Source organism: Geodermatophilus sp. SYSU D00879 (assembly GCF_054050375.1).
Map to the genome: position 1 here is coordinate 127,100 of NZ_JBJGZF010000011.1, position 24,723 is coordinate 151,822.

Here is a 24,723-nt window from a genome sequence, read left to right on the forward strand (position 1 = left end):
CCCGCCTCCCTCCAGGAGTGCAGACATGAGCTCATCCGTGGCGACACCCCCGTCGGCGGCGCCGCCGTCGGCCGCTGTCCAGTCGCGCCCCCAGCGGTCGCTGGTCTCCCGCCTGCTGGCGCGCCCCGAGGTCGGCGCCCTGGCCGCCGCGATCGCGATCTTCGCCTTCTTCTACGCGGTGGCCCCGCCCTTCCGGACGCTGCCCGCCTTCGCGACCGTGCTGTACGCCAGCTCGACCATCGGCATCGTCGCGGTGGGGGTCGCGCTGCTGATGATCGGCGGCGAGTTCGACCTGTCCTCCGGCGTCACGGTGACCACGGCCGCGCTCGCGTCGGCGATGCTCTCCTACCAGTACAGCCTGAACATGTGGGTGGGCGTCGTCTTCAGCCTCGCCGTCGCGCTGGTCATCGGGTTCGTCAACGGCTACCTGGTGGTGCGGACGGGGATACCCAGCTTCCTCATCACGCTGAGCACCTTCTTCATCCTCCAGGGCGTCAACCTCGGCGTCACCAAGATCGTCACGGGCACCGTGGCGACGCCCAACGTGAGTGACATCGACGGCTTCGACGCCGCCAGGACGGTCTTCGCCGCCGACGTCGACCTCGGCTTCATGACGGTGAAGATCACGGTGCTGTGGTGGCTGCTGTTCGTGGCCGTGGGCACCTGGCTGCTGCTGCGGACCCGCACCGGCAACTGGATCACCGCCTCGGGCGGCAACCCGGCCAGCGCCCGCGCGGTCGGCGTCCCGGTGCGCAAGGTCAAGATCGGCCTGTTCATGGGCGTCTCGTTCCTGGCCTGGTTCCTCGGGATGCACCTGCTGTTCAACTTCAGCTCGGTCCAGTCCGGCCTCGGCATCGGCAACGAGTTCATCTACATCATCGCCGCGGTCGTCGGCGGGGCCCTGCTCACCGGCGGCTACGGCTCGGCGGTGGGGTCGGCCCTCGGCGCCTTCATCTTCGGCATGACGACGCAGGGGATCGTCTTCGCCGGCTGGGACCCGAACTGGTTCCGGACCTTCCTCGGCGTGATGCTCCTGCTCGCCGTGATGGTCAACCTCTACGTCAAGAACTACGCCGAGCGCAGGAAGTGACGACGATGACCGACACCATCACCGAACACGCCGCGCCCGACCTGAAGGCCGGCACGCCACTGGTCGAGATGCACGACGTCGGCAAGTCCTACGGCGCCATCCGGGCCCTCGAGGGCATCGACCTGACCGTCAACGCCGGGGAGGTGGCCTGCGTCCTCGGGGACAACGGCGCCGGCAAGTCGACGCTCATCAAGATCATCTCGGGGCTGCACCCGCACACCGAGGGCACGCTGCGGGTCGACGGCCAGGAGCGGCACTTCAGCTCGCCGCGGGAGGCGCTCGACGCCGGCATCGCGACCGTCTACCAGGACCTCGCCGTCGTGAGCCTCATGGAGGTCTGGCGCAACTTCTTCCTCGGCTCGGAGATCCGCAAGGGCAAGTACCCGATGGCGCCGCTGGACATCAAGGCCATGCGGGAGATCGCCGACACCGAACTGCAGAAGATGGGCATCGTCGTCAAGGACATCAACCAGCCGATCGGCACGCTGTCGGGCGGTCAGCGCCAGTGCGTGGCCATCGCCCGGGCGGTGTACTTCGGCGCGCGCGTGCTCATCCTCGACGAGCCGACCGCCGCGCTCGGCGTCAAGCAGTCCGGCGTGGTGCTCAAGTACACGGCCGCGGCCCGCGACGCGGGCCTCGGGGTCGTGTTCATCACCCACAACCCGCACCACGCCTTCATGGTCGGGGACCACTTCGTGATCCTGAAGCTGGGCCGGCGGGTGCTGGACAAGAAGCGCGCCGAGGTCACCCTCGAGGAGCTCACCGGCGAGATGGCCGGCGGCCAGGAGCTCGCCGAGCTCTCGCACGAGCTCAAGCGCTGACGGCACCCCGGCTCCCCTCCGCGCGGCCCGCGCGGGGGAGGGCCGGCCCGTGCCCGCCTCCCCGCCGCCGGACCCCCCGGACGCCGGGGCGACGCCGCACGCCCGCGCCGGCCCGGCGGGACCGGCGACGGCACCGCCCGCACGACGCCCACCGCACGAGGCAGGGAGCCCGCCGTGACGACCACCGCCACCCGCACCGCCACCGCGATCGACTACGACCCCTTCCGGCCGGACTTCTACACGTCCGACCCCTTCGGCCTGTACCGCCGGATGCGCGACGAGGCGCCGGTGTGGCACAGCGAGCGCTGGGGCTGGTACGTGCTCACCCGCTTCGAGGACGTCCGTGCCGCGGCCCTGGACGCGGACACCTTCCGCAGCTTCGAGGGCATGGACATCGACGACAGCCGCCTGGAGCAGGCCCCGCCGGGGTCGATCGGGAGCATGGACAACCCCCGGCACGACCAGGTCCGCTCGGTGGTGCAGCCCTACTTCGTGCCCCGCCGGATCGCCGAGCGGGAGGACGGCATCCGCGCCGTCGTCCGCGGGCTGGTCGGCTCCTGGCGGGACCGCGGCACCGGCGGGCGGGGCACGGTCGACATCGCCCAGGAGCTGGCCTGGCCGATGCCCTTCGACGTCTTCTTCCACCTCATGGGCCTGCCGGGCCGGCACGACCCCGACCCGCTGGAGCAGGCGCGGCGCGAGCAGCTCGAGCACTGGACGCACGAGCTCAAGGACCGGGTGCCCGGCACGCCGCACCTCACCCCGGTCGCGCGGGCGGCCACCGCCGGCGTCCAGCAGTTCTTCATCGACCTGCTCGACGACCGCCGCCGCGCCGCCCGCGACGACCTGGTGACCCGGTTCGTCCAGGCCGACGTCGACGGCGTGCCGTTCGTGCCAGAGCGGGTGACGACGGAGTCCGAGGTCAGCGGCCTGATGATGATCCTGTTCCTCGGCGGTGTGGAGTCCACCGCGGGGCTGACCGGGACGCTGTTCGAGCTGCTGGCCGAGAACCCGGACCAGCGGGCGCTGCTGCAGTCCGACCCCTCGCTCATCCCGGCCGCGGTCGAGGAGGCCATGCGGCTGATCACCCCGCTGCAGCTGACCGCCCGGACCACCTCCCGCGAGGTGACGCTGCACGGGGTGACGATCCCGGCCGGCGGCCGGGTCGTGCTGGTCACGGGCGCGGCCAACCGCGACGAGCGGCAGTTCCCCGACCCCGACACCTTCGACCTCACCCGGCCCCGCGGCCGCCACCTCGGCTTCGGCGAGGGCGTGCACGGCTGCCTGGGCGCCCCGCTGGCCCGGCTCGAGGCGCGGATCGCGCTGGAGGAGGCGCTGCCGGTGCTCGGCGACTACACCCTCGCCGGCCCGCCGGTCTTCTACCCGAGCTCGCCGAACATGTACGTCTGGAAGAACCTGCCGATCAGCTTCGGCGGGGGCACCCGGCACCGCCCGCACCTGGAGGAGGTCCGGCACCGGACCACCAGCGTCACCCTCGCCACCACCGAGTTCGAGGCGCCGGCGCGGGTGGCGGCCAAGCGCGCTGTCGCCGACGGCGTGGTGGAGCTCGTGCTGCGCGCCGCCGACGGCGCCCCGCTGCCGGCCTGGGAGCCGGGCGCGCACGTCGACCTGGTGCTCGACGGGGCGCCCACCCGGCAGTACTCGCTCTGCGGCGACCCCGCCGACCACTCCGCCTACCGGCTCGGCGTGCTGCGCGACCCCGACGGGCGCGGCAGCTCCCGGTACGTGCACGACACCCTGCGCGAGGGCGACCCGGTGCGGGTGCGCGGCCCGCGGAACAACTTCCCGCTCGCGCCCTCGCCGCGGTACCTGTTCGTCGCCGGCGGCATCGGCATCACGCCGGTCCTGCCGATGATCCGGGCGGCCGAGGCGGCCGGCGCCGACTGGCGGCTGGTCTACGGCGGCCGGCGCCGCGCCTCGATGGCCTTCCTCGACGAGCTGACCCCCCACGGCGACCGGGTGTCGGTCCGCCCGCAGGACGAGACCGGCCTGCTCGACCTGCCCGGGCTGCTCGGCACCCCGCAGCCGGACACCCTCGTCTACTGCTGCGGTCCCGAGCCGCTGCTCGCCGCGGTCGAGCGGGCGGTCGCCGGCTGGCCCCCGCGGTCGCTGCGCGTGGAGCGCTTCGCCCCGCGGCCGCAGACCGGGCCGGTGCGGAACGAGCCGTTCGAGGTGGTGCTGCAGCGCAGCGAGCTGACCCTGCCCGTGCCGGTGGACCGCTCGATCCTGTCGGTGGTGGAGGCGGCCGGGGTCGGGGTGCTGTCCTCCTGCGCGGAGGGCACCTGCGGCACCTGCGAGACGGCGGTGCTGGCGGGCACCCCCGACCACCGCGACTCGGTGCTCACCGACGACGAGCGGCAGGCCGGCGACTGCATGATGATCTGCGTCTCCCGCGCCGCGGGCCCGCGTCTGGTGCTGGACCTGTGACCGCCGGCCCGCTGGGCGTCGCCCTCCTGGGGTCGGGGCGGATGGGCGCCTTCCACGCGCAGACCCTGGCCCGGCGGCTGCCGTCCGCGCGGCTGGTGGCGGTGGCCGACCCCGCCCAGGGCGCCGCCGAGTACCTGACCGGGGTGCTCGGCGCGGGCCGGGCCTACACCGACGCGGCGCAGGTGTGGGACGACCCGGACGTCGACGCCGTCGTCGTCGCCGCACCCGCCCGCGCGCACACCGACCTCGTGGTCGCCGCCGCGGCCGCCGGCCGGCACGTGTTCTGCGAGAAGCCGATGGCGGTGACGCTGGCTGACGCCGACCGCGCGATCGACGCCGCCCGCGCCGCCGGCGTGGTGCTGCAGGTGGGCTTCAACCGCCGCTTCGCCGCGGACTGGGCCGCCGCCCGGGCGCTGCTGGACGACGGCACGCTCGGCACGCCGCGGCTGCTGCGCTCGCTCACCCGCGACCCGGGCGGCTTCGTCCCGGCCCGGGTACGCCCGGACACCGTCTTCCTGGAGACGCTCATCCACGACTTCGACACGCTGCGGTTCCTGCACCCCGGCGCGGAGGTCGTGGAGGTGCACGCCGTCGCCGACGCGCTGGTCGAGCCCGCCTGGCGGGACCGGGGGCTGCTGGACACCGCGGTCGTCGTGGTCCGCTTCGACGACGGCGCGATGGGGGTCGCCGAGGCCTGCTTCGAGGCGGCCTACGGCTACGACGTCCGCGGCGAGGTGCTCGGCTCCGGCGGCATGGCCACCATGGGCGACGGCCGCCGCACCGGCATGGTGTTCTCCGGCGCCGGCGGCCGGGTCACCGAGACCGTCCGCAGCGACCAGGAGCTGTTCGGCGACGCCTACACCGCCGAGCTCGCCGCGTTCGTCGACGCCGTCCGCGGCGGGACGCCGCCCCCGGTCACCGGCGAGGACGCCCGCGCGGCGCTGGCGATCGCGCTGACCGCGGCGGAGTCGGTCCGCGCGGGCCGGCCGGTGCGGACCGACGAGGTGGAGAAGTGAGCCGGTACCGGCTGGCGGCGTCGGCGGAGATGCTCTTCCTCGACCTGCCCTTCGCCGAGCGGGTGCGGCGGATCGCCGCCGCCGGCCTCGAGGTCGAGATCTGGGACTGGACGGCGAAGGACCTCGACGCGCTCGCCGCCACCGGCGCCACGTTCTCCTCGATGACCGGCTACGTCACCGGCACCCTCGCCGACGACGACGGCGCGGCCGAGCTGCTGCGCACCGCCGGGCGCTCGCTGGCCGCCGCCGAGCGGCTGGACTGCCCCCGGCTGAACGTGCACGGCACGGGGCTGGACGGCCGCGGGCTGCCCGTCGTCCCCGCGGCCGTGGTGACCCCGGCCATGTGGCTGACCGCCGCCCGCACCCTCACCCGGCTGGCGGAGCTCGGCGAGCGGGCCGGGCGGGTGTTCACGCTGGAGAACCTCAACACCGCCGTGGACCACCCCGGCACCCCGTTCGCCCGCGCCGCGGACACGATCGCGCTGGTCGAGGCGGTGGACAGCCCGCACCTGCGGCTCAACCTCGACCTCTACCACGCGCAGATCGGCGAGGGGAACCTGGTCGCGCTGGTGGAACGGGCGATGCCGCTGGTCGGTGAGGTGCAGGTGGCCGACGTCCCGGGGCGGTGCGAGCCGGGCACGGGGGAGATCCGCCACGAGGCGGTCGCGGCGGCGCTGGACCGGCTCGGCTACGACGGCGTCGTCGCACTGGAGGGCTGGGCGTCCGGCGACCCGGCCGACGCGCTGGCGGCGTTCCGCACCGCCTACGACTGACGTCATTTGTCCGGACGTCCTGATGTCCGGCTCCCCCGATGAGGGGACGACAGGACGTGACCGGTCGGGTGCGATCATCGGGGACGCGGGAGGCGGGTCCTCCGGACCGACCCGCGGAACTCGCTTCCCGGGAGGCAGACGTGCTCACCTTCGACATCGACCGTTCGAGCCCCACGCCGCTGTACTTCCAGCTGGCGCAGGCCATCGAGGGGGCGATCACCGGCGGCTCGCTGCCCCCGGGTTCCCGGCTGGAGAACGAGCTGCTGCTCGCCCAGCGCTACGGGCTGTCCCGGCCGACCGTCCGCCGGGCGGTGCAGGAGCTGGTCGACAAGGGACTGCTGGTCCGCAAGCGCGGCGTGGGCACCCAGGTGATCCAGCCGCACGTCCGCCGGTCGGTGGAGCTCACCAGCCTCTACGACGACCTGTCCCGCGCCGGCGAGGCGCCGACGACCGAGGTGCTGTCCCTGGAGCGGCGGGCCGCGCCGGCCGACGTCGCCGGGGAGCTCGACCTGGCGCTGGGGGAGGAGATCGTGGTGGTCCGCCGGCTGCGCCGCTCGCACGGCGAGCCGCTGGCGCTGATGACCAACCACCTGCCCGGCCGGTTCGACCCGTCGGTGGAGGACCTCACCGAGCGGGGGCTCTACCAGTACCTGCGCGCGCAGGGGGTGCACCTGCGGGTCGCCCACCAGCGGATCGGGGCGCGCCTGGCCCGGGCCGACGAGGCCCGGCTGCTGGAGGAGCCGCCGCGGGCGGCGCTGCTGACCATGGAGCGGACGGCGTTCGACGACAAGGGCGGGCCGGTGGAGCTCGGCCGGCACGTCTACCGCGCGTCCCGCTACGACTTCGAGACGACGCTCGTCGGCCGCTGACGGCCGCGCGGGTGCGTTTCGTCACGGTGCCGACACTCACAGCCCCGGAGGGGGACCGGCGCGCCACGCGCGAGGACGATGGAGTCGGTACGGAGAGACGACGCAGACGCAGCACGGAGAACCGCCATGACCACCCTCCTCACCCCCTCCCGCCGCGGCTCGGTGTGGCAGCGGTCCCGCCGCGCCCTCGAGCGCGAGCTGGCCGACTACGCGACCACCGCCGACCGCGACGAGCTCGCCGCCCTGCTCGAGGGCCGCGGCGCCGGCGAGAGCCTCGCCGCCGAGATCCTCGGCCGCCAGGCGCGCCGGGCGCTGTTCGCCTCCGCCTGACCGGGGCCGGCGGCTAGGGGAGCCGCTCGAGCTCCCCGCCGTCCCACTGCCAGCGGACGGTCATCCGCCCCGACGGCCCGCCGGCGTGGGTGTCGCCCGGCTCGTACACCCGCATGACCGCGACCACCCGGCCGTCCTCGACCGAGAGCCCGTCCGGGTCGTAGACCGGCGGCAGGACGTCGGCCCGCGGCAGCGTGCGCGGGCTCGGCAGCACGGCGAGCGGGCGGCCGTCGGCGTCGAGGACGTGCACCTCCTCGACGATCCCGTTCGACGGCTGCGGGGAGCACCGCAGCAGGACGACGGCGTCCGGCCGGCCGTCGCCGTCGACGTCCCCGCCCACCGCGGCCGCGAGGGAGACGTCGAACCAGTCGTAGGGACCCGCCTCGGCGGCCACCCGCGCCGAGCCGTCCCGCAGGGGCGCCGCGAACCCGTCCGGGACGACGCCGTCGCAGGTCACGGTGTAGGTGGTGTTCCGCCAGTCGGGGGCGCGCGTCGCCGGAGCCGCCGCCGGGGCGGACGAGGCGCCCGGGTCGCCGGCGCAGCCGGCCAGCAGGAGGCAGGCCCCCACGCCGGCCGCGCTCAGCCGGCGGATCGCCGCGTCGGACATCGGGCCTCACCTCGGCCGGGGCGGAGGAACGGGGGAGCACCCCTCCGGGAACGAGCGTCCCACCGTCCGGGCCCTCAGGCGAACGGGTTGTCGCCGGCCTCGACCTGCGCCGCGAGCTCCCGCAGCGCCGCCCGGTCCGGCGTGCCGCCGGCCTCCCGCACCGCGGCCTCCAGCGCGGCGGCCACCTCGTCGGCCGGCCGCCCCGACATCCGGTCGGCGACCGCGGCCAGCGTGGGCGCCACCCGCTCGCTCAGCAGCCGCTCCCGCCGCGGGTCCGGCGGGCGCAGCAGCCGCAGCAGCTCCTGCTGCAGCCCGCTGCGGGGTCGGCGTCCCACCGGTTCCCTCCCTCCGACGGCCCGGCCAGTCGACACCCCGCCGGGCGGCCGGACAACCCCCACGGCGCTACCGTCCGTGCGGGGGGAGGGAGCGCCGGTGCACGAGGTCACCGAGGACGTCTTCTGCGTGCCGGGCACCGCGGTCAACCGGCTGCTGGTCCGCGACGGCCGCGCCCTGACCGTGGTCGACGCCGGGTACCCGGGCGACGCCGCGAGCCTCGCCGACGCGGTCCACGCCCTGGGCTCCCGCCCGGAGGACGTGCGCGCCGTCCTGGTCACGCACGCCCACGTCGACCACGTCGGCGGGCTGTCCGCCCTCGCGCCGGGCACCCCCGTGCTCGTGCACCCCGACGAGCTGCCGAACGCCCGCGGGGAGCGTCGCGAGCAGGCCACGCCCCTCGACGTCGCCGTCCGGGCCTGGCGGCCGCGGGTCGCCCGGTGGGCGCTGTCCATCGTGCGGGCCGGGGCCACCGCGCACCCCGTCGTCGCCGCGGCGCGGCCGTTCCCCGGCGGCGGCCCGGACGGCGGCCCGGACGGCGGCCCGCTGGACCTCCCGGGCGGGCCGGTCCCCGTGCCCACGCCCGGCCACACCTCCGGGCACACCGCCTACCTGTTCCCCCGGCACGGGGTGGTGGCGACCGGCGACGCGCTGGTCACCGGCCACCCGACGTCGCGGGTGCGCGGGCCGCAGCTGCTGCCGGGGTTCTTCGCCGCCTCCCCGGGCCGCGCCCGGGACGCCCTCGGCGCCCTCGCCGCGCTGCCGGCCGACCTGCTCGTCCCCGGCCACGGCGACCCCTGGCGGGGCGACCTCGCGGAGGCGGTGGCGCTGGCCCGCCGCGGAGGGGTCCCGCGATGAGTCCCGGCCGGTGCGCCGGTCCTCCCTGGGAACCGTCGGTGACGAGATCCCCCGGAGGACGCCATGACGACCACCCCGGACCGCCCGGCCCCGGCGCCGGCCGGCCGCCCGCCCGTCGTCGACCGGGCCAGCTGGCAGGCCGCGCGGGACGAGCTCCTGGTGCGCGAGAAGGCGCACACCCGGGAGGGCGACGCCATCGCCGCGGCCCGCCGCCGGCTGCCGATGGTGGAGGTCGACGGGACCGCCGAGCTCGTCGGACCCGGCGGCCCGGTCCCGTTCCCGGAGCTGTTCCAGGGCCGCGACGAGCTCCTCGTCTACCACTCCATGTGGTACGACGGCGCGCCGCACCAGGGGCAGTGCGAGGGCTGCACCTTCAACCTGTGGCACCTGCGCGACACCGTCTACCTCGCCGCCCGCGGCGTCTCGTTCGCCGTCCTCACCTCCGGCGCCTGGGACGAGGTGGCGCCCTTCGTCGCGTTCATGGGCTACACCCAGCCCTGGTTCTCGGTGCGGGGCGTGGAGGAGCGGATCGCTACGGAGGAGGGGCACCTGTCCTGCTACCTGCGCGACGGCGACCGGGTCTTCCTCACCTACTCCACGACCGGCCGGGGCAACGAGCCGGCCGACGGGACGCTCGGCCTGCTCGACATGACGCCCTACGGCCGCCGCGAGGCGTGGGAGGACGTCCCCGAGGGCTGGCCCGCGGCCCCGCAGGTGGGCTCACCGGTCGGCGGGCACGGCGCGCCGATCTGCTGGTACTGGCGCTCGGACGCCGACGGGAACGCCGCCTGGGGCCCGACCAGCCGCCCGGTGCCGCAGTGGACCCGCCCCGGGGCGACCCCCGTGGACACCCTCGGCCGGCGGGCCTCCCACCACTGACCGGGCGCCCGCTCAGGCGTTCTGGGGGAAGCCCAGGTTCAGACCGCCGTGGCTCGGGTCCAGCCAGCGGGAGGTGATCACCTTGCCGCGGGTGTAGAAGTGCACGCCCTCGGCGCCGTGGGCGTGGGAGTCGCCGAACAGGCTGTTCTTCCACCCGCCGAAGGAGTAGTAGGCCATCGGCACCGGGATCGGCACGTTGATGCCGATCATCCCGACCTCCACCTCGTGCTGGAACCGCCGGGCCGCCCCGCCGTCGTTGGTGAAGATCGCCGTCCCGTTGCCGTACTCGTTGCGGTTGACCAGCTCGACGGCGTGCTCGTAGCTGTCCACCCGCAGCACCGACAGCACCGGCCCGAAGATCTCGTCGGTGTAGACGCTCATGTGCGGCTCGACGTGGTCGACCAGCGTCGGGCCGAGCCAGAAGCCCTCCTCGGCGCCGTCGGGCTGCACCTGCCGGCCGTCGACGACGACCTTCGCGCCCTCCCGCTCACCGGCCGCGACGTAGGACTCGACGCGGTCCCGGTGCCGCCGGCTGATCAGCGGGCCCATGTCGCAGCCCTTGCGGCCGTCCCCGGTCCGCAGCGTGCGGGTGCGCTCGGCGATCCGGGCGACCAGGTCGTCGCCGATCCCGCCGACGGCGAGCACGGCGCTGATCGCCATGCACCGCTCGCCGGCGGAGCCGAAGCCGGAGTTCACCGCCTGGTCGGCGGCGAGGTCGAGGTCGGCGTCGGGCAGCACGACCATGTGGTTCTTCGCGCCGCCGAGGGCCTGCACGCGCTTGCCGTGCCGGGTGCCGGTCTCGTAGACGTACCGGGCGATCGGGGTGGACCCGACGAAGGACACCGCCTTGACGTCGGGGTGCTCGAGCAGCCGGTCGACGGCGACCTTGTCGCCCTGGGCGACGTTGAACACGCCGTCGGGCAGCCCGGCCTCCTTCCACAGCTCGGCCATCCAGACCGCCGCGGAGGGGTCCTGCTCGCTGGGCTTGAGGACGACGGTGTTGCCGGTGGCGATCGCGATGGGGAAGAACCACATCGGGACCATCGCCGGGAAGTTGAACGGGCTGATCACCGCGACCGGGCCGAGCGGCTGGCGGACGGAGTGCACGTCGACGTCGGTCGAGGCGTTCTCGGTGAACCCGCCGCGGACCAGCGAGGGCACGCCGCAGGCGTACTCGACGACCTCCTGGCCGCGGGAGACCTCGCCCAGGGCGTCGTCGAGGACCTTGCCGTGCTCGGCGGTGATGATCGCGGCGAGCTCGGGCTTGCGGGCGTTGAGCAGCTCGCGGAAGCGGAACAGCACCGCGGTGCGCTTGGCCAGCGAGGTGTCCCGCCAGGCGGGGAAGGCGGCGGCCGCCGCGGCGACGGCGGCGTCGACCTCCTCGACCGAGGCCAGGGCGACCGCGCCGGTGACCTCGCCGGTGGCGGAGTCGGTCACCTCGCCGGTGCGGCCGCTGGTCCCGTCGCGGCGGGCGCCGTCGATCCAGTGGGGGATGTGCGTGGGCATGGTCTCTGCTCCTCGGGGGAGGGCTCCTCAGGGGAGGGTGCCGTCGGGGAAGTGCTTGGTGACCAGCTCGCGGATGGCCGCGAGCATCCGCGTGCCGGACTCGCGGGCCTGCTCGTCCCACCCGAAGACGCAGGTGGTGAGGACGCCGTCGAAGCCGATCCCGGCCAGCGCGGCGAAGGCCGCGTCGAAGTCGACGTCGCCGCGGCCGATCTCCATGTGCTGGTGGACGCGGGTGGTGTTGCCCGGCGGGTTGGTGATGTAGCGCAGCCCGTCGGAGGCGCGGTGGTCCATCGAGTCGGCGACGTGCACGTGGGTGAGCAGGTCGCCGGCGTGCGCGACGATCCCGGCCGCGTCGTCGCCCTGGTGGAAGGTGTGCGGCGTGCAGTAGAGGAACGACACGCACGGCGAGTCGATGGCGCGGACCATGTCGACGGCCGGGTGGCCGAGCTCGATGAAGTCGTCCGGGTGCGGCTCGAGGGCGAGCCGGACGCCCTCCCGCTCGAGGACCGGCAGCAGCTCCTCCATCGACCGCCAGAACATCGCCTCGGCGAGCTCCGGCGCCTCGGGCCGGCCGTTGAACTCGGAGTTCACCGTGTCCACCCCGAGCTCGACGGTGATCTCGATCGCCCGCTTCCAGTACCGGACGGCGGCCTGCCGCTCGACCTCGCCGGGTCCCGACCAGCGCATGACCGGCAGCACCGAGGTGACGCCGACGCCGGCGTCGGCCAGCCGCGACCGGAACGCCCGCACGGTGGCGAGGTCGACGCGGGGGTGCTTGAAGAACGGGACGAAGTCCTCGCGCGGGGACAGCTCCACCCACTCGTAGCCCATCGCGGCCACGACGTCGGGCAGCTCCAGCAGCGGGGTGGTCCGCAGCATCTGGGGGTCCAGGGCGATCCTCACCGCGCCTCCAGCCGGACCTCGGTGCGCCGGCCCGTGCGCAGCGCCTCCACCCCCGCGGCGCACACGGCCTGGGCGGCGTAGCCGTCCCACGCGCCGGGGCCGTCGACGTCGCCGCGGCGGGCGGCGTCGGCCCACCGCTGCACCTCGATGTCGTAGGCCCGGCCGAACCGCTGCCGGAAGTCCGGCGCCACCCCGGTCGACCGGGTGGCGCCCGCCGGCCCGCCGCGCTGCCGCACCAGGCCGAGGTCGAGGCCGATCAGGGCGCTGCCGTCCTCGCCGACCACCTCGGTGCGCACCTCGTAGCCGACACCGGTGCTGACGAAGCACTCGACGTCGACCAGCCGGCCGCCGGTGGTCTCCAGCAGCACCAGCAGCGGGTCGGACTGGCCCGGGACGGCGTGCCGGGTGGCCCGCGGCCGCAGCACGGTGACCGCGGCGATCTCCTCGGCGAGCAGGAACCGCGCGACGTCGACCTCGTGCACCACCGAGTCGTTGACCATCATCTCGCTGGTGAAGTGCGGCGGGACGGCCGCGTTGCGGTGGGCGCAGTGCACGACCAGCGGTTCGCCGAGCGCGCCGGAGCGGACCAGCGCCTCGAGCTCGGCGTACTCGGGGTCGAACCGGCGCATGAAGCCGACCTGCACCAGCCGGCGGCCGGTGCGGGCGGTGTACGCGTCCTCCGCCCGGACGACGGCCAGCGAGCTCCCGGCGTCCATGGTGAGCGGCTTCTCGCACAGCACCGGCTTGCCGTGCTCGATGCAGGCGAGCACCTGCTCCTCGTGGAACCGGCCGGGGGTGGCGACGAGGACGGCGTCGACGTCGTCGTCGGCGATGGCGGCCAGCGGGTCGCCGACCACCCGGCAGCCGGGCACCGTGCCGGCCACCTGCTCCGCCTTCTCCGGGAACGCGTCGCTGACCGCGGCCACCGAGGTGCCGGAGATGCGGCTGTGCAGCCGGGCGACGTGGTCGGCGCCCATCATCCCGACGCCGAGGACGGCGACGCGCAGGTCGCGAGCGGCGACGTCGGCGAGCTCCGGGAGCGCCCCGGCGCGGGTCTCGGCGGTGGTCACGCCCGGGCCTCCGATCGGGCGGCGGGGGCCTTCGGGGCGCCGATCCGCAGCGACGGGAAGCCGCAGGAGCCGATGTAGCGGTGGGTGCGCCGCGCGATCGGGAGGGGGACGTCCGGCGGGCACGGGTACAGGTCGTGCTCGACGATCGCGAACACGTCGAGGCCGAGCTCCTCGATCGCCTCGAACAGCGGCGGGTAGGCGGGCTCCCCGTTGGGGGGTTCCACGAACGCGTTCATCCTGACCGCGTCCGGCCAGGTGACGTCCTTCTCCAGCACCTCGTCGACGACCCGGGGGTCGACCTGCTTGAGGTGCAGGTAGCCGATCCGCTCCGGGTACCTCCGGAGCAGCCCGAGGTTGTCCCCGCGGTAGTAGCTGACGTGCCCGGTGTCCAGGCACAGCGGCACGTACCGCGGGTCGGTGTCGGCGAGGAACCGCTCGATGTCCCGCTGCCAGCCCACGTGGGTCTCCGCGTGCGGGTGGAAGGCGATCGACAGGCCGTACTCCTCCTGCACCGCCCTCCCGAGCCGGGTCACGCCGGTGGTCTTCGCCGTCCACTGCTCGGGGGTGAGGTGCCGCGACTCGACGTCGGCGCCGGTCTTCTGGTCCCGGAAGGTGTCCGGGATGACGACGACGTGCGTGCCGCCCAGCGCCTTCGTCAGCGCGGCGACGTCGCGCACCTGGCTCCACACCGCGTCCCAGGAGTCGGGCCGGTGCAGGTGCTCGAAGACGGTGCCCGCCGACACCCGCAGGCCGCGGGCGGAGAGCTCGTCGGACAGCCGCGCGGGGTCGGTGGGCAGGTAGCCGTAGGGGCCGAGCTCGATCCACTCGTAGCCGCAGGCGCTGACCTCGTCGAGGAACTGCCGCCAGGGCACCTGGTCGGGGTCGTCGGGGAACCACACGCCCCAGGAGTCGGGAGCCGAGCCCACCCGGATCCGCGCGCCGTGCTGCTGTGTCATCGGGTCTCCTCCGGTCTCGGGGGTCAGGGCTGGGTGGGGACGAGGTGGGACCGCTGGCGCGCCTTCCGGCTCTCGTAGACGGCGCGGGCGCGCCGGGTGCTCTCGAGCGTGGACACCTCGCTGACCGGCACGTCCCACCACGACTCGCTGGAGGGGGCGTCGACCAGCGGGTCGGTCTCGACGTGCACGACCGTCGTCCGGTCGCTCGCCTTGGCCTTGCGCAGGGCGGCCTCGAGGCTCGGGCCGTCCTGGGCGGAGAGGACGTCGACGCCGAGGCTGGCGGCGTTGGCGGCCAGGTCGACCGGCAGCACCCCGCCGTCGAGCCGGCCGGAGTCCGACCGGTAGCGGTACCGGGTGCCGAACCGCTGGGACCCGAGGGACTCCGACAGGGCGCCGATCGAGGCGAAGCCGTGGTTCTGCACCAGGACGACGACGATCTTGACGCCCTCCTGCACGGCGGTGACCAGCTCGGTCGGCATCATCAGGTAGGAGCCGTCGCCGACCATGACGAAGACGTCGCGGTCGGGGCCGGCCATCCGGATGCCGATGCCGCCGGGGATCTCGTAGCCCATGCACGAGTAGCCGTACTCGACGTGGTAGCCCTTCGGGTCCCGGACCCGCCACATCTTGTGCAGGTCCCCGGGCATGGAGCCGGCGGCGCACACCACCACGTCCCGCGGCGCGGACACCTCGTTGACGATCCCGATGACCTCGTTCTGGGTGAGCCGGCCGCCCTCGCCGGCGCTGGGGACCGGCGGGTGGTAGGCCGCCTCGACGGTCGCCTCCCACGCGGCGGCGAGCTCGGCGGTGCGGGCCCGGTAGGCGTCGTCGACCGACCAGCCGGCCAGCGCCTCGCCGAGCGCGGTGATGGCCTCGCGGGCGTCGGCCTGCACGGTGACGCCGGCGTGCTTGGCGGCGTCCATCCCCGCGACGTTGACGTTGACGAAGCGCACGCCGGGGTCGGCGAACGCGGTGCGGGAGGCGGTGGTGAAGTCCTGGTACCGGGTGCCGATGCCGATGACGACGTCGGCCTCGCGGGCCAGCGCGTTGGCCGCGGTGGTGCCGGTGGAGCCGATCGCGCCGACCGACTGCGGGTGGTCGAAGGGCAGCGCGCCCTTGCCGGCCTGGGTCTGCGCGACCGGGATGCCGGTGGCGGTGGCGAAGACGTCCAGCGCCTCGGTGGCGGAGGAGTAGATGACGCCCCCGCCGGCGACGACCAGCGGCCGCCGGGCGGAGCGGACCACCTCGACGGCGCGCTGCAGCGCGGCACGCTCGGCCACCGGCCGGCCCACGTGCCAGGTGCGCGGGGCGAACAGCTCCACCGGCCAGTCGAAGGCCTCGGCCTGCACGTCCTGCGGGAAGCAGAGGGTGACCGCGCCGGTCTCGGCCGGGTCGGTGAGCACCCGCATCGCGCCGAGCAGCGCGCCGGGCAGCTGCTCGGGCCGCCAGACGCGGTCGAAGTACCGCGACACCGGGCGGAACGCGTCGTTGACCGTGACGTCGCCGCTGTCGGGGCGCTCGAGCTCCTGCAGCAGCGGGCCGGCGGCGCGGGTGGCGAACGTGTCGGCCGGCAGCAGCAGCACCGGCAGCCGGTTGATCGTCGCCAGCGCGGCGCCGGTGAGCATGTTGGTCGAGCCGGGGCCCACGCTGGGGGAGACCGCCCAGGTCTGCAGCCGGTCCTTCGCGCGGGCGTAGGCGACCGCGGTGTGCACCATCGCCTGCTCGTTGCGGCCGAGCACGTAGGGCAGCGCCCCCGGGGTGTCGACCTCGGCCTGCAGCAAGGCCTGGCCGAGGCCGGCGACGTTGCCGTGGCCGAAGATGCCGAGGCAGCCGGCGAACAGCCGCTGCCGCCGCCCGTCGCGCTCGGTGGACTGCTGGGCGAGGAACCGCACGACCGCCTGGGCGACGGTCAGCCGGGCGGTCCCGGGACGGGCCTGCGGCGGGGTCTGGCTCACGACGGGGACGCTCCCTCCGGGTCGGGACGGGGGGTGGGCAGCGGCAGCCGCGGGTCGACGTCCTCGCCGGCCCAGGTGCCGCGGACCCAGGCGTGCGCGGGGTCGTCGACGATCCGCCACGCCCGCTCGGGGCCGGGGCCGGCCATGACGTTGAGGTAGTAGAGGTCGTGCCCGGGGGCGGCGACGGAGGGGCCGTGCCAGCCGTGCGGCACCAGGACGACGTCGCGGTCGCGGACCTCGGCGAGCACGTCGATCGGCCGCTCGGCGGTGCCGTAGACGCGGTGGTAGGCCAGGCCCGGCTGCCCCTGCGGGCCGGAGGCGACCTCGAAGTAGTAGACCTCCTCGAGCTCGCTCTCCTCGGCGGAGGTCTCGTCGTGCTTGTGCGGCGGCCAGCTCGACCAGTTGCCGCCCGGGGTGAGCACCTCGCAGGCGATCACCGAGTCGGCCTCGAACACCCCGGCGGTGGCGAAGTTGTGCACCTGCCGGCTGGACCGTCCGGCGCCGCGCAGCTCGACCGGGACGCCGGCGGCCGGGCCGTACCGGACGGGGAGCCGCCGGCGCGCCCGGGCGCTGCACAGCGCGAACCGCCCGCCGTTGCGGCTGGACAGCTCGGCGGTGGCCCCGAGGGGCAGGTAGGCGAAGTCGGTCGGCCCGGCGAAGACGCAGCTTCGGCCGGTGAGGGTCAGCACCTCGCCGTCGCAGGTGACGGTCACCCCGCCCTCCAGCGGGACGACGACGACCTCGTCGGGGCCGGTGTCGAGGACGTGCCGGCCCCCGGCGGGCAGCTCGAGCACCCGCAGGCCGGTGTGGCCCCAGCCGGCCGACTCGGGGGTGACCTCGAGGGCGTAGGGGCCGGCGGCGGCCGTCCCGGCGGGCAGGTGCAGGGAGCGGGTGTCGGGCGCGGTGGTCCTGGGTGCGAGGGTCCTGGGTCCGGGGGTCCTGGGTGCGGGGGTCCTGGGGGTGGTGGCGGTCACGGCCGGCTCCCTCCGTGGACGAGCGCGACGGCGGTGTCCACCGCGGCCTCGACGTCGTCGTCGGGTGGGTAGAGCAGCGTCCGGCCGACGACCAGCCCGCGCACCGGGGGCAGCGCGAGGGCGTCGCGCCACTGGGCGTAGGTCTCCTCGGGCCGGCGGGAGGGGTCGCCGCCGAGCAGCAGGGTCGGCAGCGTCGTCGCGTCCGCGACCCGCTCCATCTCCGCGACCACCGGCAGCTTCAGCCAGGTGTAGGCGGAGGTGGCGCCCAGGCCCTGGGCGACGTGCACGCTCTTGACGACCGCGTCGGTGGACAGGTCGTTGACCACCCGCCCGTCGACCCGCCGCGACAGGAACGGCTCGAGCACCGCCACCAGCCCGGCCCGCGCCAGGTCGGTCACCGCGCGGCCGGCCGCCTCCATCGACACGACCGTGGCCGGGTCGTCGAGGTCGAAGCGGTTGAGCATCTTCGCCGCGTCGAACCGGGCGTCGACGACGCCCTGCACGTCGTAGCCGGTCATCCGGTCGTCCATCTCGAACACCGAGCCGGCCAGGCCGCCCCGGTTCATCGACGCGACGACGACCTTGTCCTCCAGCGCGCCGAGCAGCAGCAGGTCCTCGGCGACGTCGGCGGTGGCCAGCAGCCCGTCGACGCCGGGGCGGGCGAGCGCGGCGCGCAGCCGGTCGAGCATCTCGGTGCGGCTGTGCATCGCGGTGGGCCGGCCCTGCGCCGACAGCGCCCCGCGGGCGGGGTGGTCGGCGGCGACCAGCATGAGCCGCCCGTCCTCGGGGAGGAACGCGGGCCGCCGGCGGCGGGTGGCCAGGGCCCGGCCGATCGCCTGCGGGGTGCGGCTGCGCAGCTCGGTGACCTCGGCGTAGGTGGTGCACAGCGGCGGGGGCGTCCCGACGTCGGGGACCAGGGCGGTGTCAGACACGGGTGCCCTCCAGTCGGGGGGTGGGGACGGGCGAGCGGTGGGCGGCGAGGTGCGCGGCCACCTCGGCGGCCGTGGGCATCGCGGTCGAGCACTCCAGCCGCGAGGCGACGATCGCCCCGGCCGCGTTGGCCTCGCGCAGCAGCTGCTCCAGCGGCAGGCCGGTCAGGAGCCCGTGGATGAGGGAGCCGCCGAAGGCGTCGCCGGCGCCGAGGCCGTTGACGACGTCGACCGGGGTGGGCGGGACCACGACGCGCTCGGTGCGCGTCCTGCCGAGGACGCCCGCCGGCCCCTGCTTGACCACGGCCAGCTCGACCCCGGCGGCCAGGAGCGCGTCGGCGGCCCGGTCGGGGTCGGTCTCGCCGGTGGCGACCTCGCACTCCTCCCGGTTGCCGACGGCGACCGTGACGTGGGGGAGGGCGGCGCGGACCTGCTCGGCGGCCTCCCCCCGGGAGGACCAGAACACCGGCCGGTAGTCGAGGTCCAGCACGGTGTGCCGGCGGCGGCCCCGGGCCTCCCAGGCGGCGTGGTGCGCCGAGCGGCTCGGCTCCTCCGACAGCCCGGTGACCGTGGCCCAGAACAGCTGCGCGCCGCGGACCGCGTCGAGGTCCAGGTCCCCGGGACGCAGCTGCAGGTCCGGCGCGGTGGGGCGGCGGTAGAAGTACAGCGGGAAGTCGTCGGGCGGGAAGACCTCGCAGAAGGTCACCGGTGTCGGGTGGTCGGGGTCGACCACGACGAACCGGTCGTCCACCCCCAGCTCGCGCAGCGCCCGGCGGACGAAGCGGCCGAAGGGGTCGTCGCCGACGCCGGTGACCAGCGCCGGGGAGTGCCCGAGCCGGGCCGCGGCGACGGCGACGTTGGCGGCGCTGCCGCCCAGGTACTTGCCGAAGCTCTCGACGTCCTCGAGGCCCACCCCGACCTGCAGGGGGTAGACGTCGACGCCGCTGCGCCCCATGACCACGACGTCCAGCGCCTGCGCGTCGGGGGTGTCGTCCACGGTCCGCTCCGTCCTGTGCGTCGTGCCCCGTGGGACCCGACTGTGCGCCGGGACACCTCACGGCGTCAAGGCTTTGTCAGGACATAGCGACATCTTGTCGTGAACGCGGCGGAGCGGCGCCGCCCCGGCTCAGCGGGGGTCGAACAGCACCACCTCGCCGGGCGTGACCTCGAACGGGTTGGCCCACCCCGAGGCGGTGCCGGTGATCGGCTGCGCGTCGGTGACGACGTGGTGGGGCGCCGCGGGGGACGCGCCCGGGTAGACGGCGAGCACGCGGGCGGGGTCGGTGAGCTCCTCGGTGTGCTCGAGCCACTCCCCGCGGCGCAGCAGCCGCGTCGTCCGCCGCCCGCGCAGCTCGCGGCCCACCTCGGCGACCCACCGGGCGCCGTCCTGGTCGAAGGCGACCGAGCGCACCCGCGCCCCCGGCGGCGCGGGCGCGCAGCCGGCGAACTCGGCGAGCGCCTCGTAGAGCCGCTCGGCCTGGTCGTCGTCGGTGGCGCGGGGCAGGAAGAAGGCGGTCACCGGCCGATCCTGACGCGGGCCACCGACACTCCGGGATGCGGACCGTGCACGGGGAGTGCACCCTGGGTGGGCACACGCTCTGCCGCGGCCGAGTAGAGGGGGACTCCTCCGCCGGGCACCGGGCCAGGTTCCGAGCACCGCTCCCTGGCCCGGCTCCGGACAGGCCGGTCGTGCACCACCGGATGCCGGGCCCTCAGGTCGCGCGGCTCACCGAGGCCTTCAGCACCCGGCCGCACACCACCGTGGCCACCCCGGCGACGACGACGGTCAGCAGCCCGACCCGCAGGCTGGTCGCGTCGGCGAGGGCGCCCACCAGCGGCGGGGACACCAGGAAGCCGATCCGCAGCAGCCAGTTCACCACCGTCAGCCCCACGCCGTGCCGCAGTCCGGGCAGGTCGTCGGCCGCGGCGTAGACGGCCGGCACCAGGGTGGCGACGCCCAGCCCGGCCAGCGCGAACCCGACCAGCGTCGTCGCCAGCGACGGCACCGCCAGCGCCAGGCCCGTGCCGGCGGCCACCATCGCGCCGCCGACGCGGGCCACCCGGCGCTGCCCGAACCGGTCGACGACGCGGTCGCCGGTCAGCCGGCCGACGGTCATCGCCAGCGACAGCGCGACGAACCCCAGCCCCGCGGCCGCCGCGCCCGTCCCGACCTCGGTGCGCAGCCACAGCGCGCTCCACGAGGAGCCCGCGTCCTCGACGAACGCCCCGCACGCGGCGAGCACGCCGAGCGCGGCCAGCGGCAGCGCGACCGCCCGCACCGTCCCCCGCCCCCCGGCGGGCACGGCGTCCTCGGGCACCTCCTCCCGGTCCGGGCCCGGCAGCATCGACCGGCGCGCCACCAGCGCGACGACGGCGAAGACGGCCGCGACCACGCCCAGGTGCCACCCGAGCGGGACGCGCAGGCCCGCCGCGGCGGAGCCCAGCAGCCCGCCCGCCACCGCACCGATGCTCCAGAGGCCGTGGAAGGCGTTGAGGATCGACCGGTCGTAGGCCCGCTGCACCCGCAGGCCGTGCGCGTTCTGCGCGACGTCGACGACGGCGTCCAGCGCGCCGGCGACGAACAGCGCCCCGGCGAACAGCCACCACGACGGCGCGACGGCGGCGCCCCAGACGGCTGCGGCCAGCGCCACCAGGCCCCAGGAGGCCACCCGCGCCGAGCCGAACCGGCGCATGAGCGCGGCCGACGCCAGCGCGGACACCAGCGCGCCGAGCGGCAGGGCGGCCAGCGCCGCGCCGAGCTCGGCGTTGGAGACACCCAGCCGGTCCTTGACCTCGGGCAGCCGCGGCACCAGGTCGGCGTAGAGCACCGCGTTGACGAAGAAGCAGGTGGCGACGGCGGCGCGGGCGGCGCGCAGCCGGGGCGGGGCGGTGACCGGGAGGGTGTCCGACACGGGCGTCCTGTCTGGAGGGGCGGGAGGGGTCAGGCGGCAAAGCGGAGGATGGCGGCCCGGAGCTGGGCGCGGTTCATCGGGTCGGTGGACAGGGCGCTGTGCAGCACCAGCCCCTCGACCAGGGCGTCGAGCTCGCGGGCGGTGACCGGGTCGAAGTGGCGCTCCAGGCTCGCCCGGCTGCGCTGCATCCAGTCCTGGGTGACCGCGCGCAGCGCCGGCCGGCGGGCCGCGGCGACGTAGAGCTCGACGGCGAGCAGCAGGTCCCGGCCGGAGCCCAGGAGGTCGCCGGAGAGGTGCTCGACCAGCGCGTCCAGGGCCGCGGCCCGGTCGGGCGCGGCGCGCATCCGCGCGTCGAACCGGGCGGCCACCTCCCCGACGTGCCGGGTGAACGCCGCGGCGTGCAGTTCGTCCAGGCTCGCGAAGTGGTAGGTCGTCGACCCCAGTGGCACGTCGGCGGCGCGGGCGATGGCCCGGTGCGTCGCGCCGGTGACGCCGGCGTCGGCGATGACGTCCAGCGCCGTGGCCACCAGCCGGTCGCGGCGGCCGGGGTCGTGCCGCCGCGGCCGCCGGGCAGGGGTGGTCACCCCCGGTCCAGCTGGCGGACCACCCGGGCCGGGTTGCCGACGGCGACCACGCCGGCCGGCAGGTCGCGCGTCACCACCGACCCGGCGCCGACGACGGTGTCCGCGCCGATCGTGACGCCCGGGAGCACGACCACCCCGCCGCCGAGCCACACGTCGTCGCCGATGGTGATCGGCTCCGCGGCCTCCCACTCGTCCCGCCGCGGCCCGGGCTCGACCGGGTGGGTGGGGGTGAGCAGCTGGACGTTCGGGCCGATCTGCACGTCGTCGCCGATGGTGATCGCCGCGACGTCGAGGGCGACCAGGCCGGAGTTGGCGAAGCAGCGGGCGCCGATGCTGATCCGGCTGCCGTGGTCGACGTACAGCGGCGGGCGGATCTCGGTCCCCTCGCCGACCGAGCCGAGCAGCCGCCCGAGCAGCTCCCGGCGCAGCGGGCGCTGGCGGACCGAGGTGGCGTTGTACGCGGCGACCAGGTCCAGGGCGGCGGCGCTCTCCTCGGCGAGCTCGGGGTCGTCGGCGACGTAGAGGTCCCCGGCGAGCATCCGCTCGCTCATGGTCCGGCCGTCGTCCGGGTCGGACGGCGAGGTCATGCGGACGAGCGTACACATCCATGCGGACACCCGTACGCACCGCCCGGCGCGGCGCACCGATGACTCCGGCCCACCGCGGGGGTCCACCCGTCGTCCCCACTCTCCCCGGGAGGCCCGAGATGACCAGCACCGCCCCTGCGCTCGAGACCCGCACCCTCGAGGTGCCCGGCGCCGTCCTCACCTACGACGTCCGTCCCGGCCCGGCCGGCGCGCCGGTGCTGCTGCTGGTCGGCTCGCCCATGGGCGCGGCCGGGTTCGGCACGCTGGCCGGGTACTTCGCCGACCGCACGGTGGTCACCTACGACCCGCGCGGCTCCGAGCGCAGCCGCCGCACCGACGGCGCCGCCACGAGCACGCCCGAGGAGCACGCCGACGACCTGTCGGGCGTCATCGCCGCGGTCGGCGGCGGCCCGGTCGACGTCTTCGCCAGCAGCGGCGGGGCGGTGAACGCGCTCACCCTCGTCGCCCGCCACCCGGAGCAGGTGCGCACGCTCGTCGCGCACGAGCCGCCGTCGGTGCCCCACCTCCCCGATGCCGCGGAGGCCTCCGCCGCCACCCGCGCCGTGGGGGAGGCCTACCGGCAGTCCGGCTTCGGCGCCGGGATGGCGGCGTTTATCCGGCTGGTCGCCCACCGCGGCCCGGTGACGCCCGAGCTCACCGGCCCCGCGCCCGACCCCGCCCTGTTCGGCCTGCCGGCCGAGGACGACGGCTCGCGCGACGACGTCCTGCTCGGGCAGAACCTCATCTCGTGCACCCACCACGAGCACGACGTCGCGGCGCTGCGGGCCGCGCCCACCCGGGTCGTGGTCGCCGTCGGCGCCGAGTCCGAGGGGGAGCTCGCGCACCGCGGCGGCCTGGGCGTGGCCGCGGCGCTGGGAACCGAGCCGGTCGTCTTCCCCGGCGGGCACGCCGGCTTCCTCGGCGGCGAGTACGGCGAGACCGGGGAGCCCGAGGCGTTCGCCGCCCGGCTGCGCGCGGTGCTCGACGGGGCGGCCTGAGGGCCTTGTCCCGCCCCGGTGGCAGCGGGAGGCTGGACTCGCCAGGACGAGCAGCGAGCAGGGCCAGCCACCGCCGGGAGGTCGCCGTGGAAGCGCGCGTGGGGGACAGGATCGTCGTCCGCTCGACCCACCAGGGGGAGCCGGACCGCACCGGACGGGTGCTCGAGGTCCGCGGGCAGGGCGGGGCGCCGCCGTACGTCGTCCAGTGGGACGCCGACGGGCACACCGGCGTCTTCTACCCGGCGGGCACCTGCGCCGTCGTCCCCGAGCCGGCCGGGGCCTGACCCGGGGGCCGTCCCTCGCGGGACGGCCCCCGGGTCGGCGGTCGGGGCGGCTTCTCGCGTGCCCCTCTGGACCGCCGGACCGTGTCCGCGGCCCCGCGCCCCTGCCGGGGCGGGTGCGGGCGCGTCGCCACGCAGGCCGTTATCCCCAACTTCGGCCGCGACCGGGCGGGACGTGCGCACACCGCGCGCCGAGGCGGTCCCCCGGCCGCGCCGAGGCCCCCGCCGCGGGGTGTGGCGGGGGCCCCGGCTTGCGGTGCGGGTCAGGCCTGCGGGGTCTCCGGCGTGCCGGCGTCGGGGGTGCCGTCGGGCCCCTCGGCGAGCAGCAGGTACAGCGCCCGGCGGGCCTCGGCGAGGACGCCGGCCGCGGCGGTGAGCTGGGCCTCGCTGCCGGTGCGCGCCACCTGGCGGACCGCGCCGTGCAGCTGCTCGAGCAGGCCGCGCAGGTCGGCGGCGGGTGCGCCCTCGGGGCCGCCGGCGAAGGGGTCGTTCCCCGTGCCGCGCAGCTCCTCGACGGCGCTCCGGCCGGCGTCGGTGAGGGTGGCGAGCTTGCGGCCCGCGTCGGCGGTCACCGTCACCAGGCCCTCGTCCTCGAGCTGGCTGAGAGTCGGGTAGATCGCCCCGGGGCTGGGTGTCCAGCGGCCGCCGCTGCGCTCGGCGATCGCCTGCATGAGCTGGTAGCCGTGCATGGGCTGCTCGGCCAGCAGCAGCAGGACGGCGGCGCGGACGTCGCCGCGCGGGGCACGCCCGCGCCCGCCGCGGCGCCGCCAACCCGCCCCCGGGTCGAACCCCGGGCCGAAGCCGGGACTGAACCCGGGGCCGGGCCGTGCGCCGGGCCCGCCCGGGCCGCCGAAGCCGAAGCCGAAGGGGCCGGCACCCCCGGCGCCGGGCCCGCCCGGGCCGAACCCGTGCGGCCGGTGTCCGTGCGGGTGGTGTCCGTGCGGCTGGTGTCCGTGTCCGTGGCCGCGGCCCCCGGGCCGCCACCCCTCGAAGCGTGGATCGTGGGTCATGACTGCCTCCTGACGTATCGGATGACAGTAACGA

Annotated in this window: 26 protein-coding genes; 11 read left to right on the forward strand and 15 right to left on the reverse strand. The window is 75.8% G+C overall.

Annotated elements, in window-relative coordinates; all coding sequences use genetic code 11:
- The first annotated feature begins 25 nt into the window (after window positions 1-25).
- From ACI79B_RS15425 to ACI79B_RS15455, 7 genes are all read left to right on the forward strand, one after another.
- On the forward strand, window positions 26-1,090 hold the full coding sequence (locus ACI79B_RS15425; RefSeq protein WP_456928825.1) for an ABC transporter permease: 1,065 nt from the start codon (window positions 26-28) through the stop codon (window positions 1,088-1,090).
- Between the two features lie 5 nt (window positions 1,091-1,095).
- Complete coding sequence (locus tag ACI79B_RS15430) at window positions 1,096-1,911, forward strand: ATP-binding cassette domain-containing protein (RefSeq protein ID WP_456928826.1); 816 nt, start codon at window positions 1,096-1,098, stop codon at window positions 1,909-1,911.
- Between the two features lie 174 nt (window positions 1,912-2,085).
- A complete protein-coding gene (locus ACI79B_RS15435) occupies window positions 2,086-4,359 on the forward strand; it encodes a cytochrome P450/oxidoreductase (RefSeq protein ID WP_456928827.1) in 2,274 nt (757 codons plus the stop codon).
- On the forward strand, window positions 4,356-5,375 hold the full coding sequence (locus ACI79B_RS15440) for a Gfo/Idh/MocA family oxidoreductase (protein ID WP_456928828.1): 1,020 nt from the start codon (window positions 4,356-4,358) through the stop codon (window positions 5,373-5,375). Before ACI79B_RS15435 ends, ACI79B_RS15440 begins: the two co-directional genes overlap by 4 nt.
- Window positions 5,372-6,148 (forward strand): TIM barrel protein, encoded by a 777-nt coding sequence (locus tag ACI79B_RS15445; RefSeq protein WP_456928829.1) that lies wholly within the window; start codon window positions 5,372-5,374, stop codon window positions 6,146-6,148. Before ACI79B_RS15440 ends, ACI79B_RS15445 begins: the two co-directional genes overlap by 4 nt.
- 140 nt (window positions 6,149-6,288) lie before the next feature.
- Window positions 6,289-7,017: a GntR family transcriptional regulator gene (locus ACI79B_RS15450; protein ID WP_456928830.1), complete on the forward strand. Its 729-nt coding sequence runs from the start codon at window positions 6,289-6,291 to the stop codon at window positions 7,015-7,017.
- 126 nt (window positions 7,018-7,143) lie between these two features.
- On the forward strand, window positions 7,144-7,347 hold the full coding sequence (locus ACI79B_RS15455) for a hypothetical protein (protein WP_456928831.1): 204 nt from the start codon (window positions 7,144-7,146) through the stop codon (window positions 7,345-7,347).
- A 13-nt stretch (window positions 7,348-7,360) separates the two neighbouring features.
- On the opposite strand, the gene ACI79B_RS15460 is transcribed toward ACI79B_RS15455, so the two are convergent.
- Both ACI79B_RS15460 and ACI79B_RS15465 read right to left on the reverse strand, forming a co-directional pair.
- Window positions 7,361-7,954, reverse strand: coding sequence for a hypothetical protein (locus tag ACI79B_RS15460; RefSeq protein ID WP_456928832.1), 594 nt, complete (start codon window positions 7,952-7,954; stop codon window positions 7,361-7,363).
- Window positions 7,955-8,028: 74 nt separating this feature from the next.
- The gene (locus tag ACI79B_RS15465; protein WP_456928833.1) at window positions 8,029-8,289 is read right to left on the reverse strand and encodes a hypothetical protein; all 261 of its coding nucleotides are present in this window, start codon (window positions 8,287-8,289) and stop codon (window positions 8,029-8,031) included.
- A gap of 97 nt (window positions 8,290-8,386) precedes the next feature.
- Between ACI79B_RS15465 and ACI79B_RS15470 the strand changes: the two genes are divergently transcribed.
- Window positions 8,387-9,145: an MBL fold metallo-hydrolase gene (locus ACI79B_RS15470; protein ID WP_456928834.1), complete on the forward strand. Its 759-nt coding sequence runs from the start codon at window positions 8,387-8,389 to the stop codon at window positions 9,143-9,145.
- A gap of 63 nt (window positions 9,146-9,208) precedes the next feature.
- Window positions 9,209-10,024, forward strand: a complete 816-nt coding sequence (locus ACI79B_RS15475; RefSeq protein WP_456928835.1) for a DUF899 family protein — start codon at window positions 9,209-9,211, stop codon at window positions 10,022-10,024.
- 12 nt (window positions 10,025-10,036) lie between these two features.
- Here the strand turns inward: ACI79B_RS15475 and ACI79B_RS15480 are convergent, their stop codons facing one another.
- The 12 genes from ACI79B_RS15480 to ACI79B_RS15535 form a co-directional block, all read right to left on the reverse strand.
- Entirely contained in the window at window positions 10,037-11,530 is a 1,494-nt protein-coding gene (locus tag ACI79B_RS15480; RefSeq protein WP_456928836.1) for a CoA-acylating methylmalonate-semialdehyde dehydrogenase, read from the reverse strand.
- Between the two features lie 27 nt (window positions 11,531-11,557).
- Window positions 11,558-12,433, reverse strand: a complete 876-nt coding sequence (locus tag ACI79B_RS15485) for a sugar phosphate isomerase/epimerase family protein (RefSeq protein ID WP_456928837.1) — start codon at window positions 12,431-12,433, stop codon at window positions 11,558-11,560.
- A complete protein-coding gene (locus ACI79B_RS15490; protein ID WP_456928838.1) occupies window positions 12,430-13,503 on the reverse strand; it encodes a Gfo/Idh/MocA family protein in 1,074 nt (357 codons plus the stop codon). The genes ACI79B_RS15485 and ACI79B_RS15490 overlap by 4 nt, the downstream gene beginning before the upstream one ends.
- A complete protein-coding gene (locus ACI79B_RS15495) occupies window positions 13,500-14,459 on the reverse strand; it encodes a sugar phosphate isomerase/epimerase family protein (RefSeq protein ID WP_456928839.1) in 960 nt (319 codons plus the stop codon). Before ACI79B_RS15495 ends, ACI79B_RS15490 begins: the two co-directional genes overlap by 4 nt.
- A gap of 23 nt (window positions 14,460-14,482) precedes the next feature.
- Window positions 14,483-16,414 (reverse strand): 3D-(3,5/4)-trihydroxycyclohexane-1,2-dione acylhydrolase (decyclizing), encoded by a 1,932-nt coding sequence (iolD, locus tag ACI79B_RS15500; protein ID WP_456928840.1) that lies wholly within the window; start codon window positions 16,412-16,414, stop codon window positions 14,483-14,485.
- Complete coding sequence (iolB, locus tag ACI79B_RS15505; RefSeq protein WP_456928841.1) at window positions 16,411-17,388, reverse strand: 5-deoxy-glucuronate isomerase; 978 nt, start codon at window positions 17,386-17,388, stop codon at window positions 16,411-16,413. The genes iolD and iolB overlap by 4 nt, the downstream gene beginning before the upstream one ends.
- Complete coding sequence (locus tag ACI79B_RS15510) at window positions 17,385-18,320, reverse strand: class I fructose-bisphosphate aldolase (protein WP_456928842.1); 936 nt, start codon at window positions 18,318-18,320, stop codon at window positions 17,385-17,387. Before ACI79B_RS15510 ends, iolB begins: the two co-directional genes overlap by 4 nt.
- Window positions 18,313-19,314: a 5-dehydro-2-deoxygluconokinase gene (gene iolC, locus ACI79B_RS15515; protein ID WP_456928843.1), complete on the reverse strand. Its 1,002-nt coding sequence runs from the start codon at window positions 19,312-19,314 to the stop codon at window positions 18,313-18,315. The genes ACI79B_RS15510 and iolC overlap by 8 nt, the downstream gene beginning before the upstream one ends.
- 129 nt (window positions 19,315-19,443) lie before the next feature.
- Window positions 19,444-19,836 carry a hypothetical protein gene (locus ACI79B_RS15520; RefSeq protein ID WP_456928844.1) on the reverse strand — a complete coding sequence of 131 codons (393 nt, stop codon included), beginning with the start codon at window positions 19,834-19,836 and terminating at the stop codon, window positions 19,444-19,446.
- Between the two features lie 193 nt (window positions 19,837-20,029).
- Window positions 20,030-21,229, reverse strand: coding sequence for an MFS transporter (locus ACI79B_RS15525; protein ID WP_456928845.1), 1,200 nt, complete (start codon window positions 21,227-21,229; stop codon window positions 20,030-20,032).
- A 29-nt stretch (window positions 21,230-21,258) separates the two neighbouring features.
- On the reverse strand, window positions 21,259-21,813 hold the full coding sequence (locus ACI79B_RS15530) for a TetR/AcrR family transcriptional regulator (RefSeq protein ID WP_456928846.1): 555 nt from the start codon (window positions 21,811-21,813) through the stop codon (window positions 21,259-21,261).
- Window positions 21,810-22,400 (reverse strand): sugar O-acetyltransferase, encoded by a 591-nt coding sequence (locus tag ACI79B_RS15535; RefSeq protein WP_456928847.1) that lies wholly within the window; start codon window positions 22,398-22,400, stop codon window positions 21,810-21,812. The genes ACI79B_RS15530 and ACI79B_RS15535 overlap by 4 nt, the downstream gene beginning before the upstream one ends.
- 119 nt (window positions 22,401-22,519) lie before the next feature.
- Here ACI79B_RS15535 and ACI79B_RS15540 point away from each other — a divergent pair, with 119 nt between their 5' ends.
- Together ACI79B_RS15540 and ACI79B_RS15545 are read left to right on the forward strand one after the other, a co-directional pair.
- The gene (locus ACI79B_RS15540; RefSeq protein ID WP_456928848.1) at window positions 22,520-23,398 is read left to right on the forward strand and encodes an alpha/beta fold hydrolase; all 879 of its coding nucleotides are present in this window, start codon (window positions 22,520-22,522) and stop codon (window positions 23,396-23,398) included.
- A gap of 98 nt (window positions 23,399-23,496) precedes the next feature.
- Window positions 23,497-23,682 (forward strand): DUF1918 domain-containing protein, encoded by a 186-nt coding sequence (locus tag ACI79B_RS15545; RefSeq protein WP_456928849.1) that lies wholly within the window; start codon window positions 23,497-23,499, stop codon window positions 23,680-23,682.
- 260 nt (window positions 23,683-23,942) lie between these two features.
- Here the strand turns inward: ACI79B_RS15545 and ACI79B_RS15550 are convergent, their stop codons facing one another.
- Entirely contained in the window at window positions 23,943-24,689 is a 747-nt protein-coding gene (locus tag ACI79B_RS15550; protein ID WP_456928850.1) for a PadR family transcriptional regulator, read from the reverse strand.
- Between the last annotated feature and the right edge of the window lie 34 nt (window positions 24,690-24,723).

Bases quoted from the DNA above. Each gene is read 5' to 3' on its own strand.
- ACI79B_RS15475 (WP_456928835.1), top strand. From the start codon at position 9,209: ATGACGACCACCCCGGACCGCCCGGCCCCGGCGCCGGCCGGCCGCCCG.
- ACI79B_RS15425 (WP_456928825.1), top strand. From the start codon at position 26: ATGAGCTCATCCGTGGCGACACCCCCGTCGGCGGCGCCGCCGTCGGCC.
- ACI79B_RS15495 (WP_456928839.1), bottom strand. From the start codon at position 14,459: ATGACACAGCAGCACGGCGCGCGGATCCGGGTGGGCTCGGCTCCCGAC.
- ACI79B_RS15455 (WP_456928831.1), top strand. From the start codon at position 7,144: ATGACCACCCTCCTCACCCCCTCCCGCCGCGGCTCGGTGTGGCAGCGG.
- ACI79B_RS15480 (WP_456928836.1), bottom strand. From the start codon at position 11,530: ATGCCCACGCACATCCCCCACTGGATCGACGGCGCCCGCCGCGACGGG.
- ACI79B_RS15460 (WP_456928832.1), bottom strand. From the start codon at position 7,954: ATGTCCGACGCGGCGATCCGCCGGCTGAGCGCGGCCGGCGTGGGGGCC.
- ACI79B_RS15550 (WP_456928850.1), bottom strand. From the start codon at position 24,689: ATGACCCACGATCCACGCTTCGAGGGGTGGCGGCCCGGGGGCCGCGGC.
- ACI79B_RS15535 (WP_456928847.1), bottom strand. From the start codon at position 22,400: ATGACCTCGCCGTCCGACCCGGACGACGGCCGGACCATGAGCGAGCGG.
- ACI79B_RS15430 (WP_456928826.1), top strand. From the start codon at position 1,096: ATGACCGACACCATCACCGAACACGCCGCGCCCGACCTGAAGGCCGGC.
- ACI79B_RS15540 (WP_456928848.1), top strand. From the start codon at position 22,520: ATGACCAGCACCGCCCCTGCGCTCGAGACCCGCACCCTCGAGGTGCCC.